Source organism: Bradyrhizobium sp. JR3.5 (assembly GCF_054057015.1).
Map to the genome: position 1 here is coordinate 4,589,105 of NZ_JBSRYV010000002.1, position 17,703 is coordinate 4,606,807.

The following is a 17,703-nucleotide window of genomic DNA, read 5'->3' on the forward strand; positions in this document are numbered from 1 at the left end:
TTTCGGCTTCCCCTTGGACCCATCGCGTCGTTTTTCTTCTTCAGGATCGCATCAATGAGCGGACCATCTGATTTTCAACCGAGCAACCCCGCCTTGAAGTGGATCGAACGGCGCCTTCCGATCTTCGGCCTCGTCCACTCCTCGTTCGTGGCCTATCCGACGCCGCGCAACCTGAACTACTGGTGGACCTTCGGCGCCATCCTTTCGATGATGCTGGCGCTGCAGATCCTGACCGGCGTGATCCTGGCGATGCACTACACGCCGCACGCCGATCTCGCCTTCAAGTCGGTCGAGCTTATCGTCCGCGACGTCAACTACGGCTGGCTGCTGCGCAACATGCATGCCTGCGGCGCGTCGATGTTCTTCTTCGCCGTCTACATCCACATGTTCCGCGGTCTCTATTACGGGTCGTACAAGGAGCCGCGCGAGGTGCTGTGGATCCTCGGCGTCATCATCTACCTGCTGATGATGGCGACCGGCTTCATGGGCTACGTGCTGCCGTGGGGCCAGATGAGCTTCTGGGGCGCCACCGTCATCACCAATCTGTTCTCGGCCGTGCCGTATTTCGGCGAGAGCATCGTGACCCTGCTGTGGGGCGGCTATTCGGTCGGCAACCCGACGCTGAACCGCTTCTTCTCGCTGCACTACCTGCTGCCGTTCGTGATCGCCGGCGTGGTCGTGCTGCACGTCTGGGCGCTGCATGTCGCGGGGCAGAACAACCCGGCCGGCGTCGAGGCCAAGACCGAGAAGGACACCGTGCCGTTCACGCCCTATGCGACGATCAAGGACGCGTTCGGTGTGTCGTGCTTCCTGATCTTCTTCGCCTGGTTCATCTTCTACATGCCGAACTATCTCGGCGACGCCGACAACTACATCCCGGCGAACCCCGGCGTGACCCCGGCGCACATCGTGCCTGAATGGTACTATCTGCCGTTCTACGCGATCCTGCGCTCGATCCCGAACAAGCTCGCCGGCGTCGTGGCGATGTTCTCGGCGATCATCATCCTGTGCTTCCTGCCCTGGCTCGACAGCGCACGGACCCGTTCGTCGAAGTACCGTCCGCTGGCCAAGCAGTTCTTCTGGATCTTCGTGGTGGTCTGCATCCTGCTCGGCTATCTCGGCTCGCAGCCGCCGGAAGGCATCTATGTGATCGCCGGCCGCATCCTGACGGCGTGCTACTTCGCCTACTTCCTGATCGTGCTGCCGCTGCTCGCCCGCATCGAGACGCCGCGCCCGGTGCCGAACTCGATCGCCGACGACGTGCTGGCGAAGAGCAAGGGCAGGGCCGCGACCGCAGCCTCCGTCATGCTCGCGCTGGTGGTGGCCGGCGGGCCTGTTCGCCGGCAGCACCCAGAACGCCAAGGCCGAGGAGGGCGGCGACGCCCCGCCGGCCCAGAGCTGGTCGTTCTCCGGCCCGTTCGGCAAGTATGACCGCGGCTCGCTGCAGCGTGGCCTGAAGGTCTACAAGGAAGTCTGCTCGGCCTGCCACGGCCTGTCCTACGTTGCGTTCCGCAATCTCGCCGATGCCGGCGGCCCCGGCTATTCGGAGGCGCAGGCTGCTGCGTTGGCGTCCGAGTACAAGATCAAGGACGGCCCGAACGACCAGGGCGAGATGTTCGAGCGTCCGGGCCGACCGGCGGATTACTTCCCGTCACCGTTCCCGAACGAGCAAGCCGCGCGTGCGGCCAATGGCGGCGCGGCACCGCCCGACCTCTCGCTGATCACCAAGGCACGGTCCTACAAGCGCGGCTTCCCGCAGTTCGTGATCGACTTCTTCAGCCAGTACCAGGAGCAGGGACCCGACTACGTCGACGCCGTCCTGCAGGGCTTCGAGGACAAGGTCCCGGCTGGCGTGACGATCCCGGAAGGCTCGTACTACAACAAGTACTTCCCCGGCCACGCCATCAAGATGCCGAAGCCGCTGTCCGACGGTCAGGTGACCTTCGACGACGGTTCGCCGGCGACGGTCAAGCAGTATGCCCACGACGTCACCACGTTCCTGATGTGGGCCGCCGAGCCGCACATGGAAGAGCGCAAGCGGATCGGCATGCAGGTGTTCTTCTTCCTCGTGATCTTCGCCATCCTGATGTACTTCACCAAGCGCAAGGTCTGGGCCGACGCTCACTGACCTCGGGCATGGTATCGCGCGTTTGAGAAAGCCCCTTCGGGGGCTTTTTTGTTTGCTCCCGTCATTGCGAGCCGTTGGCCCGCGATGACGGCTAATTGATTGCTTCCTGGCTGTAGTGCGGACAAAATGCCGGCCAATCGGCCGGCAAACATTGCGGAGGAACTCATGGGTACCAGCATCAACTTCAAGCGTCCGGACGGCAAGGAAGCGTCAGGCTATCTCGCCAACGCCGCGCGCGGCAACGCGCCCGGGGTCGTCGTGATCCAGGAATGGTGGGGGCTGCAGGACCAGATCAAGGGAATGTGCGACCGCTTCGCGCGGACCGGTTTCGATGCGCTGGCGCCCGATCTCTATAAGGGCAAGGTGGTGCCGTATCACGACACCGACGCGGCCGGCAAAGAGATGAACTCGCTCGACTTCATGGACGCCACCACGCAGACGGTGCGCGGCGCCGCGCAATATCTTGGCAAGAACGGCGCCAAGGTCGGCTTGACCGGCTTCTGCCTCGGCGGCGCGGTGACCATCATCGGCGCCACCAAGATCCCGGAGTTGACCGCCGGTGTGGTGTTCTACGGCATTCCGCCGGAGCAGGCGGCCAAGCCGGCGGACGTGAGAATTCCGCTCCAAGGCCATTTCGCCACCAAGGACGACTGGTGCACGCCGGCACTGGTCGATGGTTTTGAGAAGGCGATGAGGGCCGCCGGCAAATCGCTGGAGCTGTACCGCTATGACGCCGAGCACGGTTTCGGCAACGAGCAGCGCCTGTCGGTGCACGACCGCCAGTGTGCCGAACTGGCCTGGGACCGGGCGACGGACTTCTTCAAGAAGCATCTGGGGTAAGCGGCGTTCGCGATCACCATCCGTCGTTCCGGCGAAGGCCGGGACCCATACGCCGCGGCCGCGGCAATGGGCACGCTGGCAGTCATCTCGCCAACAACGCCCTGTGGTTATGGGTCCCTTGCTTTCGCAGGGACGACGGCGAGATTTAACTCTCCGCCTTTGCCCCGTCCCACCACGGGCAGGTGCCCGACATCAGCTTGAAATTGCCTTCCAGCACCTGCACCGGCGCGCGCTTGCCTTCCGAGGCGGCGCGCATCCGCATCTCGCGCGCGACGGCGCGATCCTCCGCTGACAGCCAGACGCGCTCGTGGCCCCACAGGCTCGGGCCATCATGCATCTCGAACGGCGTCCAGTTCGCCGGATCGATCTCGCGGCCGCCCCAGCCGCACTCGACCATGAAGGCCGACGGCGATTTGGCGTAGAACGAAGTCATCAGGTCATTGGTGTGGCGGCCGAGCGTGACGTTGACCCGGTCTTCCTTCATCGCGATGTCGTAGGCCTGGCCGACGTCGTCCAGCGAGAACAGCTCGACCATCAGATGATGCATGCCGTTGCTGCCGGTCTCGATCAGCGCGAGCGAATGATGGCGCGCATTGACGTGGAAGAAATAGGCGCGGAACGGTTTTTCGATGTAGTCGCTGAGGCCGAAGCCGAGCACATCGACATAGAAGCTCATGACAGGGGCGATGTTCTCGACGGTCAGCACGGCGTGGCCGAGCCCGAGCGCGCCGGTGCGAAAGCCGGAGATCGAGCGCCCCGGCCGGAACGGCGTGTCGTCGATCTCGGGGCCATGGAACGCCTCCAGACGGTTGCCGGCCGGGTCCTGGAACGAGATCAGTCCGCGGACCCGCCTGGTATCGGCGAGCGCCTGCGGCTCGGCGGTGACAGGCACGCCGGCGCGCTCCAGCCGCGCCGCCAGCGCGTCGAGGGCCGCGGCATCCGCCACCTCCCAGCCGAAGAACCTTGTCCCTTCGCCCTGCGCGCGGTCGATCACGATGCGCTGCTTGCGGTCGTCCATCCGGAAGGCGAGCAGCGAGTTGCCGCGCTCGATCGCCTGCAGCCCGACCAGGCCGGTGCCGAATTGCCGCCAGTCGTCGAGCGCGTCGGAGCCGAAGCCGGCATATCCGAGACCCAAAATCGCCATCTGCGCCTCCACCATCTGTCTGTTTTTTGGGCGGCTGGTCACCGCTATTTCGACAAATCCTACGCGGATTCCGGTCGCTTCAAACCCCGAAAATGCCGTCCCGCCTTGGGGCAGGGGTGTCGGGCCATCCCTTGACACGGCCCGCGTCGGGTGGTGAGTAGCGGCCATGAGCACCGTTGCCAGTCCATCCCGTCGTTGGTGGCCCACCTTCTCATAGGTGGCCGGTGCGTTTTCATTTCCCAAAAACGTCGAAGGTCGCCATCGCAGTGCGACGGTCTCCCTTCGTTTGTCCTGTGTGGCGCTCTCTTCCCAAGTTTCGTAAGAGGATCACATGAACAGGACAGTCTTCTCCCTGCCGGCTCGAAGCGAATACCTCACCAATGGCGGCCTTGCGGTTGCGCGCGTGGTCGAGCAGTTCACCGGCGGCGCCAACCGCCTCGACGACCTGATCGCGGTGCTCGACCGCCGCCGCGGCGTGGTGCTGTCCTCGGGCACGACAGTGCCGGGCCGCTACGAGAGCTTTGACCTCGGCTTTGCCGACCCGCCGCTGGTGCTGGAAACCTCAGGCACCGATTTCGCGTTGCAGGCGCTGAACCCGCGCGGCGAGGTCCTGATCGCCTTCCTCGGCGACGTGCTGCGCGAGCCCTGCGTCGTGATCACGGAGCGGAGCGCAACGCGGCTCGCCGGTCATATCATCCGCGGCGCCGCTCCGGTCGAGGAAGACCAGCGCACCCGCCGCGCCAGCGTGATGTCGCTGGTGCGCGACATGGTGGCGGCGTTCACCTCCAATGCCGATCCGCTGCTCGGCCTGTTCGGCGCCTTCGCCTACGACCTCGTGTTCCAGATCGAGGACCTCGTGCAGAAGCGCGCCCGCGAGGCCGACCAGCGCGACATCGTGCTCTACGTGCCGGACCGGCTATTGGCCTATGACCGCGCCACCGGCCGCGGCGTGGCGCTGAATTACGAGTTTGCGTGGAAGGGCAAATCGACCGCCGGCCAGTCGCACGAGACCGCGCCGAGCCTCTACGCCAAGACCGGGCGGCAGGGCTTTGCCGATCACGCCCCGGGCGAATACCAGGCGACGGTTGAAGTCGCGCGCGCGGCGTTCGCCCGCGGTGATCTGTTTGAGGCAGTGCCCGGGCAGCTGTTTGCCGAGCCCTGCGAGCGTTCGCCGGCGGAGGTGTTCCAGCGGCTCTGCCGTATCAATCCGTCGCCCTATGGCGCGCTGATGAATCTCGGCGACGGCGAATTCCTGGTCTCCGCGTCGCCCGAGATGTTCGTGCGCTCCGACGGCCGCCGGGTCGAGACCTGCCCGATCTCGGGCACCATCGCGCGCGGTTCGGACTCGATCGGCGATGCCGAGCAGATCCGCAAGCTCCTGAACTCGGAAAAGGACGAGTTCGAGCTCAACATGTGCACCGACGTCGATCGCAACGACAAGGCACGCGTCTGCGTGCCCGGCACCATCAAGGTGCTGGCGCGGCGGCAGATCGAGACCTACTCAAAGCTGTTTCATACCGTCGATCACGTCGAGGGCATGCTGCGGCCGGGCTTCGATTCGCTCGATGCTTTCCTGACCCATGCCTGGGCCGTGACCGTGACCGGCGCGCCGAAATTGTGGGCGATGCAGTTCGTCGAGGATCATGAGCGGTCGCCGCGGCGCTGGTACGCCGGCGCGATCGGCTGCGTGAACTTCGACGGCAGCATCAACACCGGCCTGACCATCCGCACCATCCGCATGAAGGACGGCCTCGCCGAGGTGCGCGTCGGCGCCACCTGCCTGTTCGACTCGGATCCGGCCGCCGAGGACCGCGAATGCCAGGTCAAGGCGGCGGCGCTGTTCCAGGCGCTGCGCGGCGATCCGCCTAAGCCGCTGTCGGATTTCGCGCCTGACGCCACCGGCTCGGGCAAGAACGTGCTCCTGATCGATCACGACGACAGCTTCGTGCATATGCTGGCCGACTATTTCCGCCAGGTCGGCGCCAACGTCACCGTGGTCCGGCACATCCATGCGCAGGATATGCTGAAGCAGCGCGGATGGGACTTGCTGGTGCTCTCGCCCGGTCCGGGTCGCCCGGAAGATTTCGGCATCGCGAGGACCATCGACACCGCGCTGGAGAAGAAGCTGCCGATCTTCGGCGTCTGCCTCGGCGTGCAGGCGATCGGCGAATATTTCGGCGGCCAGCTCGGCCAGCTCGGCCAACCCGCGCACGGCCGGCCCTCGCGCGTCCAGGTCCGCGGCGGCAGGCTGATGCACAATCTGCCGAATGAGATCGTGATCGGCCGCTATCATTCGCTCTATGTCGAGCGCGACACCGTGCCCGAGGTGCTGGCGGTGACCGCGACCACCGAAGACGGCGTCGCGATGGTGATCGAGCACAAGACCCTGCCGGTCGGCGGCGTGCAATTCCATCCGGAATCGCTGATGTCGCTCGGCAACGAAGTGGGCCTGCGCATTGTCGAGAATGCATTCCGGCTTAACCCGGGGGCAAATTGATTTGGACCGTCATTGCGAGCGCAGCGAAGCAATCCACGCCTCCTCCGCGGAGAGGTGGATTGCTTCGTCGCTTGCACTCCTCGCAATGACGATGCGGAAAAAGGCGAGAGACCAATGACCTTCGACCACGACATCAAGGCGACCGTTCGCACCATCCCGGACTACCCGAAGAAGGGCATCCTGTTTCGCGACATCACGACCCTGCTTGCCGATGCCCGGGCCCTTCCGCCGCGCGGTCGATGAGCTGGTGCATCCCTGGGCGGGGGCGAAGGTCGACAAAGTCGCGGGGATCGAGGCGCGCGGCTTCATCCTGGGCGGCGCGGTGGCGCATCAGCTCTCGGCCGGCTTCGTGCCGATCCGCAAGAAGGGCAAGCTGCCGCACACCACGGTGCGGATCGCCTACTCGCTGGAATACGGCATCGACGAGATGGAGATGCATGCCGATGCCGTGCAGCCCGGCGAGCGCGTGATCCTGGTCGACGATCTGATCGCGACCGGCGGCACCGCGGAGGGCGCGGTGAAGCTGCTGCGCCAGATCGGCGCCAATGTGGTCGCGGCCTGCTTCATCATCGACCTGCCCGATCTCGGCGGGGCCGCCAAGCTGCGCGCGATGGACGTTCCGGTACGCACGCTGATGGCGTTCGAGGGGCATTAGAGCATGATGTGTTTATACGGAAACGTACCCTGAATTTTTGAGATAGTTGGCGCACTCCTCCTTGGAGAAGACGTCGAGGAGTTCGCCGACCTTGCGCCAAGTCGCTTCGACATCACGCGGCTGCGCGGCTCGCATCAGGTGTTTGAGCTTGGCGAAGACCTGCTCGATCGGATTGAGGTCGGGGCTATAGGGCGGCAGGAAGAGCAGATGGGCGCCTGTGGCGCGGATGGCGTTGCGCGCCGCCTTGCCCTTGTGACTGCCGAGATTGTCGAGAATGACGAGTTCACCCTTTGCGAGGGTCGGCGCCAGCACCTGCTCGACATAGAGGGTGAAGAGCTCGCCATTGATGGGGCCGTCGATGACCCATGGCGCGCTGATCCGGTCGTGGCGCAGCGCCGCGATGAAGGTCATGGTCTTCCAATGGCCGAAAGGCGCAGACGCCTGGAGACGTTGCCCACTCGGTCCCCAGCCTCGCAGCGGCGCCATGTTGGTTTTGATCCAGGTCTCGTCGATAAAGACCAGGCGCGAGGCGTCGATCCTGCCCTGATGGGTCTTCCAGCGCGTCCGTTTACGCGCGATATCGGGACGATCTTGTTCGGCCGGCAGGATCGTTTTTTTTGAAGCTCAGCCCTTCGGATGGACGAACGTCCACACTGCCCGCACGTCGGTCTTGATCCCGCGCGCAGCCAGTTCCTGCGTCAGCTTCCGCAAAGTGAATGGGCCGGAGCGAATGCGTTTGCGCAGCCAGTCGGCATCGGTGCCGGACCGAACCGGCTTCTTGTGACCGCCGATCTTGCCGGGAGAAACGCCTCCGGTCTCCCGCCGCAGATTCTTCCACTTTGTCACACAGGAAGGACTGATCTGAAGCGCTTCTGCAATCGAACGCACGGTCTCGCCCGCGTCAGCCCGCGCCAGAGCGAGTTCACGAAGATCTTCCGAATAGGGTCGCGTCATCCATGCTGGCCCCCGTTCCAGCATGGAGTTGGAAGCAGAAATTGTCCCTTCTGGGAATCCCGATTCCGGCAAAAAACAACATGCTCTAGCGGCACTCCCTCCACACGTCGTCCCGGCTCGCGCTTCGCTTGGCCCGGACGACAGTCATCCCCGCTGCAGCAGCATGCTCAGCTCGAGATCGCGGAAGGTGGTGTAATTCCGCCGGATCCACTGATGCAGCTCGGTCGATGAGTCCTTCTCCTGGCGCAGATAGCCGGTGAAGGAGAAGGTCAGCCGGTCGATATAGGTCTTCAGGAACACCGGCAGGGCGCGGAAGCGTAGCACCCGGCTGCCGGTCATGACGGGCGGCAGCTCGCCGCGCACCACGAACTCGTTGTCGATGACGACGAGGGCGTTCGGCGGGATCATGCCCTGCAGCGTCTGGTAGCCGTGCACCGAGGCGCGGTCGGTATCGGCCACATACAGGATCACAGGCGAGACGCGCCGGCGCAGCGCCTCCTTCATCAGCCCGATCTGGTCGACCATTTTGAAGAATTCGTCGAAGGCGTGGTAGCCGAGGTCGATCACCTTGGCGATGCCGTCATTGACGATGACGCGGTCCATCAGCTGCATCTTGCCGTAGGTGTCGATCACGTCGGCGGTTTCGGTGATCCGCGGCAGATAGTCGAGCAGCGACGGCTCCTTCAGATTGATGTCGTAGCAGACGACGTCGCCGTTCTTGAGCAGCAGGAATTCGCCGAGCAGCCGCGCGATCAGCGTCTTGCCGACCTGCGGGCGGGGCGAGCAGATGATGTAAACGGGCGTGGACGACATCGCCCGCTATATCAGGCCAAATTTTCGCCCAATCCAGCCCCATCGCCGCCCCCCGGCGCGATTTTTTCGCTACCGAGCGCGACTTTTCGCTGCCTCTGCGCGCGACTATTTTTCGCCCTTGGCCGACTTGGCGCCGACCAGGTCGGTCAGCTTGATCCGGTCGTACTCGCTCCAGACATTGGCGAGCCAATGTCGGACATAGCCGCGCAGCACGAAAGAGTAGTTGGCGGCGTCGTCGTTGATGCCCTTGTTGGCGACGAATTTCAGGAACGGAACCGAGGAGACCTCGACCTGCTCGTAGGGCCATTTCGTTGAGCTTCGGGATGGTGAGGTCGACGGCATCCTTGATGCGGTGGAAGTAGGAATTGTAGGTCGCCTGGTCCCACTGGAAGAACTGGGTGTCATTGATGAAGTTCTTCACCAGGAAATACTTCGCACCGTTCATGAAGTTGGCGGTCTCGGCGATCTCGTCCAGCGAGGCGATCGAGGGGCCGAGGATGTGGAACACGGCGAAGGTGATCTGGCCGGAGCGCGCGGCGTCGAGGAAGCCGATGTCGCGCAGCGAGGCCAGTGCGGGCGACAGCAGGCCGGCGCGGACGTCGATGACGGTGACCGAGGAACCGGCGTTCAGCGTATCGAAGATCTTCATCTGGTCCGCGGTCGTCGTCATGTCGACGATCTCGGTGATGTCGGGATGGAAGCGCTTCAACGTGCCGCGCGGCGACTCGGTGTCGAACGCCCGGGTCTGCACATTATTGGCACTGAAATAGTCCAGGAGCGTCCGCGAGACGGTGGTCTTGCCGACCCCGCCCTTGTCAGCGCCCACCACGATCACAACCGGCTTTGCCATGGAAGTCCCTTAAAGCGCGCTCCCGACCGCGATGGCGATCGGCAAGTCCCCATACTGCTTTGGGCGCGAACATGGCAGAAACGAGGGAGAATTCAATTCCTTAAGGTGCCCATGACCGGCTTGGTGGGGATTTCCTTAATGGACTGAGTAACCTAGGGCACGATCAGCGGTGCGGGCCCCAGGGGCCCTGGAGCGGAGCTTGAAGCGGACCAAACGGCCCCTGCCTGGGGCCAGTGCCCGGCAGCGGCGGCGGATTGTTCGGTTGTGCGGGCTGCGTGTCACCCCACGGGCCATGGGTTTCCGGCGGGGGCTGGTCACCTGCCGTGGACGGCTGGTCCTGCGGCTCCGTCTCATCCGGCAGCGCCAGCGGTCCGGGATCGTGGCCGCCGGCGTATTTCACCAGGGCATCGACCCGTGACTTCACCGATGGATGGGTGGCAAACAGGTCGGCAAAACCCTCGCGCGGATTGTCGACGCAGAGTTCCATCACCGCCGAGGTGGCGCCCGGCAACTCGCTGCGGTTCTCGATCTTGCGCAGCGCCGAGATCATCGCATCGGGATTTTTGGTCAATTCGACCGATCCGGCATCGGCGAGGAATTCGCGCGATCGCGATAATGCGAGCTTGACCACCTGCGACAGCAGCCAGGCCAGCATGATCAATGCGACCGCGATGATGATGACGATGATCGCGCCGCCGCCCGAGCCCTTGCTGTCGCGGTCCGAGGATGATGATGACGATGAGGAGGACGACGACGACCAGCCGCCTCCGCTGCGGCCGCCGCCGTTCCACGACAGATTTGTGAACACGCGGAAGAACAGCTCGCCGAAGAAGCCGACCACGCCGGCGATGATCACGGCGACCACCATCAGCTGTACGTCGCCATTCTTGATATGGGTGAGCTCGTGGCCGAGCACGGCCTCGATCTCCTGGTCGTTCAGTGCCCTCAACAGACCCGTGGTGACGGTGATGGCGTATTGGCGCGGGTTCAGTCCGGTCGCGAATGCGTTCAGCGCCGGGCTGTCCATCACCTTCAGCTTCGGCATCGGGATGCCGCGCGAGATGCAGAGGTTTTCCAGCAGATTGTAGAGCCGCGGCTGCTGCTGGCGCGTCACGCTTTCGCCGCCGGTAACGGCGTCGATTATCTTCTGGTGGAAGAAATAGGCGATCACGATCCAGGCCACCGCCGCGATCGTCGCCCATGGGAAGGCCGAGACCAGATCGCGCGAGGCATGGGTCAGATAGTAATCGGCCGTGCGGCCGCTATCGATCATCACCTCCGCGACCAGCGCGCCGGCATAGACCAGCACGTAGATCAGCAGGAATAGCCCGGCGAGCAACAGCATCGAACGAAACTTGTTCGATGCGATGTGCGTGTAGAGACCATAGGCGGCCATGACGGAGCAGCCTCTCGCCGGCGCGCGTTGCGCCTCAGAACTTCACGCTCGGTGCCGCCTCGACCTCCGTGCGGCTGGCGCCGAGGTCGAAGAAATCCTTGCGGGTGAAGCCGAACATGCCGGCGAACAGTGCGGCCGGCATCTGCTGGATGCCGGTGTTGTATTCCTGGACCGCGTTGTTGAAGAAGCGACGGCTGGCGGCAATCTTGTTCTCGAGATCGGAAAGCTCCGAGGCGAGCTGCTGGAAATTGGCGTTGGCCTTGAGGTCCGGGTAGGCTTCCGACAGCGCGATCAGCCGGCCGAGCGCGCCGGAGAGCTGGTTCTCCGCCGCCGAGACCTGAGCCGGTCCCTGCGCCGAGATCGCCGAATTGCGCGCCTTGATGACGTCGTCGAGCGTGCCACGCTCATGCGCGGCGTAGCCCTTCACGGTCTCGACCAGGTTCGGGATCAGGTCGTGGCGCTGCTTGAGCTGCACATCGATGTCGGCAAAGGCCTGGCTGACCCGCTGGCCGAGCGCGACGAGGCGGTTGTAGGCGCCGAACGCAAACAGCACGAGGAAGAAGGACGATGACGCCGATAACGATCCAGCTGGTCGACATGACAGGGCAGCTCCTGATGGACGAAACGGCGGCACCGTAGCCCAAGATCGGGGCGCAGGGCAGCCCGCCGCGAGAAGGTGGGCAATCGTTGGTCGCGATGGTGTGCAATTAGTTCAAAGGCGTCGTCCCGGCGTAGACCGGGACCCATACGCCGCGGCCGCGGAAAGGGCACACGCGGCGTCGGCTTCGCTTCGCAACCGGATCGGTTGTTATGGGTCCGGGCCTTCGCCGGGACGACGCAAATAGCTAAACCGCATCGCCCCAGCGCCAGCGCCGGGCGCTGGCGTAATCGGCCTTGGCGCGGCGGGGCACCCTGGCGACGACGACGCCCTCCGCCGTACACAGCTTGGCCGCAACCTCGACCTTGCCGACATCGGGCTGCGCCAACACCCGCGATGGCCGGTTCTCAATGCGCGCGCGGCTCAGCGCGACATAGGCGAAGCGCTCGTCCTCGAACGGGGCATCCGCGCCCTTGACCTGCTTGTGCGCGCGCGAGCGTTGCAGGCGCTGCGAGAAATGGCACCAGTCGGGTGCGACCAGCGGGCAGCTGCCGTCATGCGGGCAGGGGGCTGTGACATGCGCGCCGGCGGCGATCAATCGGGCGCGGAGTGCGATGATCCGCGCATAGCCCGCGGGCGTGCCGGGTTCGACGACGAGCAGCGTGTCGCGAGCTTTGGACCACAGCGCATCGGCCAGTGTTGCGCGCTCGGCATCGCCGAGCTCGCCGATCATGTAGCTGGCGACGACGAGGTCGGCTGGATCGGCCTTGTCCAGCAAGGCGCGGGCCTGGCCGAGTTGGTAGCTGGCGTCGTGCAGACGTGTGGTGCGTTGAAACAGCCCTTCGGCCAGCGTTCGCAACGCGCCGTTGGCGTCGAGCAGGGTGAAGCCCTTTAGCGATGTGAACGTCTCCGCCGCCGCCCAGGTCGCGGTCGCGGGGCCGGCACCGACATCGAGCAGGCTCGCTGGCGCAAAATCCGGCCGTATTTCCGTCAGCGCATTGAGGCTCGCCACCACGGCCGCATAGGTCGCCGGCATCCGCGCCAGCGCATAGGCGAGCGCATCGGTTTCGGTCCGGATCGTCCCGGAGCCGCCGCCCTCGCGATAGGTCTGTGAGATCACCGCGGCGCGGCCGGCGGCGTCGCTGCGCGACAGGCCTTCGAGCCTGGCGTTGAGGGCGGCGCGCAGTTCGGCAGGGAGATCGGGTGAAGTCATGGTTCGCCGTCATCCTGAGGTGCGAGCGCTTGCGAGCCTCGAAGGATGACAATCACGAGTCGTGGCCCATCCTTCGAGATGCCGCGCGAATGCGCGGCTCCTCAGGATGACGCCTGAGTGCGTTACGCCACGTTCTGGTCGAGGATATCGACCGCACCCTGCAGGTCGACCGACACCAGCTGCGACACGCCGCGCTCGGCCATGGTGACGCCGAACAGCCGGTTCATCCGCGCCATCGTGATCGGATTGTGCGTGATGATGATGAAGCGGGTTTCGGTCGACGCCGTCATCTCGTTCAGCAGGGTGCAGAACCGCTCGACGTTGTGGTCGTCGAGCGGCGCGTCGACTTCGTCCAGCACGCAGATCGGCGACGGGTTGGTCAGGAACACCGCGAAGATCAGCGCCAGCGCCGTCAGCGCCTGCTCGCCGCCGGACAGCAGCGACAGCGTCTGCGGCTTCTTGCCGGGCGGCTTGGCGATGATCTCGAGGCCGGCCTCGAGCGGATCGTCGCTCTCGATCAGGTGCAGCGCGGCTTCGCCGCCGCCGAACAGCTCGGTGAACAGCCGCTTGAAGTGGTTGTTGACGGTCTCGAACGAGGTCAGCAGGCGCTCGCGCGCTTCGCGGTTGAGGCTCTGGATGCCCTGCCGCAGCCGCTTGATCGCCTCGACCAGGTCGTCGCGCTCGGTGGTCAGCGCGGTGTGCTGGGTCTCGACTTCCTTGAGTTCTTCCTCGGCGCGCAGATTGACCGCGCCCAAGCGCTCGCGGTCGCGGCGGAGCTTTTCAAGTTCTTCCTCGACCTGCGCGACCGGCGGCAGCTCCGCGCCGGGCTCGATCTCGGCCATGCCGACGACCGCACTGGGCTCGACCTCGAGCATGTCGTGGATCTCGCGCTCGATGTCGGCGAGGCGGCGGCGGGTGCCTTCCATGCGCTCTTCGGCGCGCGCGGTGGCTTCGCGGGAGGAGGAGAGCGCTTCGAGCGAGGTCTTGGCGAGGCGATCGGTTTCCGCCATCGCTGCTTCCGCCGTCGCCAGCGCATCGGCGGCGATCCGGCGATCGCCCTCGGCGTGCTCGATCTCCGTGATCAGCGCGCTGCGCTTCTCGGCGAATACTTCCGGCGCATTGGCCAGTTCCTCGCGCTCGGCCGACACCTCGGCGATACGCTCCTCGATGGTCCCGACCTGCGAGGCGGCGCTGGTCTTGCGGCTCTGCCACTCGTTGCGTTCGGCAACGATGGCCTGCACGCGGCGGTCAGCGAGCTCGGCCTCGCGGGCGAGCGCCTGCGCCTCGGCGCGGACTTGCGCTGCGGCACGGCGCTGGTTGTCGATCTCGGCGCGAACCGCGGCGAGCTGGGCTTCGGTCTCGACGCCCGGCGGCAATTCGGACAGCGCGGCAACTGCGTTCTCATGCGCCGCTTCGGCCTCGGCGCGGTCGGCGGCGACGCGGCTGTGCGCCTCGGTCAGCGCCGATTTGCGCGCAGAGTGGCGGTTGATCTCGCGTTCGGTCGCGGCATGGCGTTCACGCGCGGCGTCGGTCTCACGGCGGGCGGCACGCACGGCTTCGCGCGATGCACCCTCGGCGGCGGACGCCGAGCGCAATTCTTCTTCAGCCGTCTCCAGGGCCTGGCGCTTGGCGGCGGCATCGATGCGGGCCTGTTCCAGCTCATGCTCGATATCGACCAGGCGGGCGCGTTCGGCGAGGCGGCGGGCGGCGCCAGTTGGAGCATGGGCGTCGGCGACAAAGCCGTCCCAGCGCCAGACGTCGCCTTCGAGCGACACCAGCCGCTGGCCGGTCTTCAGCTGCGACACCAGCGCGGCGCCGCGTTCTTTGGCCACCACGCCGATCTGGGCCAGACGGCGTGCCAGTTCCGGCGGCGCCTGGACGTGATCGGCCAGCCGTTCGACGCCGTCAGGCAGCGCAGGATCGCCCGCGGCTTCCCCGACATTGGTCCAGCGCATCGGCGCAGAGGAATCCACCGGCGCGTCGAGGTCGTCGCCGAGCACGGCGCCGATCGCCTTTTCATAGCCCTTGGCGACCGTGATGCCGTCGATGATCGGCGGCCACAGATTCTTGGTCTCGCTGGTGACGAGCTTGGAGATGGTACGGGCTTCGGTCTCGAGCCGCTGCACCCGCTTCTCGGCTTCGGCGAGCGGATTGCGGGAGGCTTCCAGCGTCTGCCGCACGGCGGCGTGATGCGCCTCGCTGGACTGCACGGCCGCCTCGGATTCGGCGAGCGTCTGCTGCGCCATCTCCATGGCGGCGGCGAGCGCGTCGATGTCGCCGAGATTGCCGGTCTCCTGCGCGAGCTTGGTTTCCTCGGCCTGGACGTTGGCGATCTCCTGATCGAGCCGCGCCAGCCGGTCGCGGTGCGTGCGCGCGCCGGCTTCGAGCTGGTTGCGCTTGGCGGTCAGGTCGGCGAGCTGCGTGGTCAGTTCGGCGAACTGGCGCTCGGTCGCGGCCAGGATCTCCTCGGCCTCGGAGACGCGCTCGTCGACGCCGGAGCGCTTCTCGACGCGCGACTTGATCTCTTCCTTCAGCTCCGCGTCTTCGGTGTCGAGCCGCTGCAGCGCGATGTCGGCATCGGAGGTCTGCTGCTGCTCGCGCGCGATGTCCTGGGCGAACTGGGCGAGGCGGCGATCGAGTTCGCCGACCCGCTCCTTGGCGCGCTGCTCCTCGCGGTCGAGCATCTCGCGCGCATTGGTCAGGCGCTGCAGGCCGGCGGCGGCGCGCGCCTCGGCATCGCGCAGCGCCGGCAATTCGGCGGCGCGGATTGCCTGGATGCGGGCGGATTCAGCCTGCTCGCGGGTGCGCTCGGCCATCTCGCGCACGGAGATGTCATGGGTGTGCGCGGCGTCGTTGACGTCGGCATTGGCCTCGATCCAGCGCAGATGGAACAGCATGGCCTCGGACTTGCGCACCTTGGCGGCGACCTCGCGGTAGCGAATCGCCTGGCGCGCCTGCTTCTTCAGACCTTCCATCTGGCCGCTGAGCTGGCCGATCACGTCCTCGACGCGGGTGAGGTTGGTTTCGGCCGCCTTCAGCCGCAGTTCCGCCTCGTGGCGGCGGGCGTGCAGGCCGGCAACGCCGGCGGCGTCTTCCAGCACGCGGCGGCGCTGCTCGGGCTTGGCCTGGATGATCTCGCCGATCTTGCCCTGGTGGACCAGCGCCGGCGAACGCGCGCCGGTGGCGGCGTCGGCGAACAGGATCTGCACATCCCTTGCACGGACGTCGCGGCCGTTGATGCGGTAGACCGAGCCGGCCTCGCGCTCGATGCGGCGGGAGATTTCGAGCAGCTGGCTGTCGTTCATTGCGGCCGGTGCGGAGCGATCGGAATTGTCGATCGTCATCACGACTTCGGCGTGGTTGCGCGCCGGACGATTGCCGGAACCGGCGAAGATCACCGCATCCATGTCGGCGGCGCGCAGCGACTTGTGCGAGGTTTCGCCCATCGCCCAGCGCAGCGCTTCGACGAGATTGGATTTGCCGCAGCCGTTCGGTCCGACGACGCCGGTCAGGCCCGGCTCGATCATGAAATCGGTGGGTTCAACGAACGACTTGAAACCGTGCAGGCGGAGGCGCGTGAGCTTCATGTACACAAATCTCGTTTGGCCGGGCGCGAATCTCCCTGCCGTGACAATACCATGGATGGCAATGTCGGTGTCTGGGGTGAATAGCTGCGTGCAGCTCTCATGAGCGGCGACAATGGCGATGCCGGTGCGTCAGGGCAACCGGTTGACCAAGCTTTTCCCAAGGGGATTTGCAAGGGATTTACAGGGGTTTTGCGGCCTCTGCATGTCCTCCAGGATTCGCATCGCGCGAATCAGGTTTTCAACAACCAAATAATGCGACGGCGGCATGCCGTGATCGCAAATCATCCACAATTATTGTGTCGCGACTCGAACGCGGGCACGACGACGTCGGGTTCGCGGGCGCGGGATCAGCTCTTCAACAGCGGATCGATGTGCTTGCTGAACTCCTCGAACGAGGTCTCGCCCTTCAGGATCTCTCCGTTGACGAAGAAGGTCGGCGTCGAGTTCACCTTCAGCACGTCGTTGGCGTATTTCTGGTCGGCGGCGATCTTGTCGAGCAGCGTCTGATCCTTCAGGCAGTCCTCGACCTGCTGCTGGCTGAGGCCGGCCTGCTTGCCGATCCGCGTCAGCGTCTCGGTGGTGTTCTTGACCACCCAGTCGTTCTGCTGGCGGAACAGCAGGTCGATCACCGCGAAGAACTTCGGCGCGTCGTCCTTGGCGATGCAGCGCGCCAGCATCGAGCCGGCGGCGGCCTTGATGTCGAGCGGGAATTCGCGGAACACGTAGCGGACCTTGCCGCTATCGATGTAGGTCGACTTGATCTTCGGGAACACGGTCTCGTTGAAATTGGCGCAGTGCGGGCAGGTCATCGAGGCGTATTCGATGATGGTCACCTTGGCGTCCTGCGGGCCGAGCCCCATGTCGGGCAGCGACTGCGGCTTGGCGACCTCGGCGGCGGTCTGCGCGAACGCGTCCGTGACCAGGCGCAGCGGCGACAGCCCGGCGAGGGCGGCCAGCCCGGTCAGCGAGAGAGCGGTGGTGAAAGCGCGGCGCGTGATGATCAAGGTCAGCTCCCGGATTGGCGCATT

At 65.4% G+C, this 17,703-nt stretch carries 8 protein-coding genes and 5 pseudogenes; 4 read left to right on the forward strand and 9 right to left on the reverse strand.

The features are described 5' to 3' along the window. Positions 1-54 precede the first annotated feature (54 nt). Both ACVWW1_RS38960 and ACVWW1_RS38965 read left to right on the forward strand, forming a co-directional pair. Positions 55-2,128, forward strand: a pseudogene (locus tag ACVWW1_RS38960) (cytochrome c1). 165 nt (positions 2,129-2,293) lie between these two features. Beyond that, the gene (locus ACVWW1_RS38965; RefSeq protein WP_456659536.1) at positions 2,294-2,968 is read left to right on the forward strand and encodes a dienelactone hydrolase family protein; all 675 of its coding nucleotides are present in this window, start codon (positions 2,294-2,296) and stop codon (positions 2,966-2,968) included. Positions 2,969-3,113: 145 nt separating this feature from the next. Here ACVWW1_RS38965 and ACVWW1_RS38970 read toward each other — a convergent pair whose 3' ends face one another. Next, positions 3,114-4,112 carry a VOC family protein gene (locus ACVWW1_RS38970; protein ID WP_456659537.1) on the reverse strand — a complete coding sequence of 333 codons (999 nt, stop codon included), beginning with the start codon at positions 4,110-4,112 and terminating at the stop codon, positions 3,114-3,116. A 331-nt stretch (positions 4,113-4,443) separates the two neighbouring features. On the opposite strand from ACVWW1_RS38970, the gene ACVWW1_RS38975 reads away from it, so the two are divergent. Together ACVWW1_RS38975 and ACVWW1_RS38980 are read left to right on the forward strand one after the other, a co-directional pair. Further along, positions 4,444-6,609 carry an anthranilate synthase component I gene (locus ACVWW1_RS38975; RefSeq protein ID WP_456659538.1) on the forward strand — a complete coding sequence of 722 codons (2,166 nt, stop codon included), beginning with the start codon at positions 4,444-4,446 and terminating at the stop codon, positions 6,607-6,609. A 114-nt stretch (positions 6,610-6,723) separates the two neighbouring features. Continuing rightward, positions 6,724-7,264: pseudogene (locus ACVWW1_RS38980) on the forward strand (adenine phosphoribosyltransferase). 12 nt (positions 7,265-7,276) lie between these two features. On the opposite strand, the pseudogene ACVWW1_RS38985 reads toward ACVWW1_RS38980, so the two are convergent. The 8 genes and pseudogenes from ACVWW1_RS38985 to ACVWW1_RS39020 all read right to left on the reverse strand — a co-directional run bounded on the left by ACVWW1_RS38985 (position 7,277) and on the right by ACVWW1_RS39020 (position 17,679). After that, positions 7,277-8,218: pseudogene (locus tag ACVWW1_RS38985) on the reverse strand (IS630 family transposase). Positions 8,219-8,362: 144 nt separating this feature from the next. Further along, positions 8,363-9,031 (reverse strand): P-loop NTPase family protein, encoded by a 669-nt coding sequence (locus tag ACVWW1_RS38990; protein WP_176533153.1) that lies wholly within the window; start codon positions 9,029-9,031, stop codon positions 8,363-8,365. Positions 9,032-9,136: 105 nt separating this feature from the next. Next, positions 9,137-9,881 (reverse strand): annotated as a pseudogene (locus tag ACVWW1_RS38995) (hypothetical protein). Between the two features lie 163 nt (positions 9,882-10,044). After that, positions 10,045-11,277: a M48 family metallopeptidase gene (locus ACVWW1_RS39000; protein ID WP_456659539.1), complete on the reverse strand. Its 1,233-nt coding sequence runs from the start codon at positions 11,275-11,277 to the stop codon at positions 10,045-10,047. Between the two features lie 34 nt (positions 11,278-11,311). Next, positions 11,312-11,876: pseudogene (locus ACVWW1_RS39005) on the reverse strand (LemA family protein). A 246-nt stretch (positions 11,877-12,122) separates the two neighbouring features. Next, entirely contained in the window at positions 12,123-13,088 is a 966-nt protein-coding gene (locus tag ACVWW1_RS39010; RefSeq protein ID WP_456659540.1) for a small ribosomal subunit Rsm22 family protein, read from the reverse strand. Positions 13,089-13,210: 122 nt separating this feature from the next. Beyond that, positions 13,211-16,675: a chromosome segregation protein SMC gene (gene smc, locus ACVWW1_RS39015; RefSeq protein WP_456659541.1), complete on the reverse strand. Its 3,465-nt coding sequence runs from the start codon at positions 16,673-16,675 to the stop codon at positions 13,211-13,213. A 347-nt stretch (positions 16,676-17,022) separates the two neighbouring features. Then, positions 17,023-17,679, reverse strand: a complete 657-nt coding sequence (locus tag ACVWW1_RS39020; protein ID WP_456659542.1) for a DsbA family protein — start codon at positions 17,677-17,679, stop codon at positions 17,023-17,025. Between the last annotated feature and the right edge of the window lie 24 nt (positions 17,680-17,703).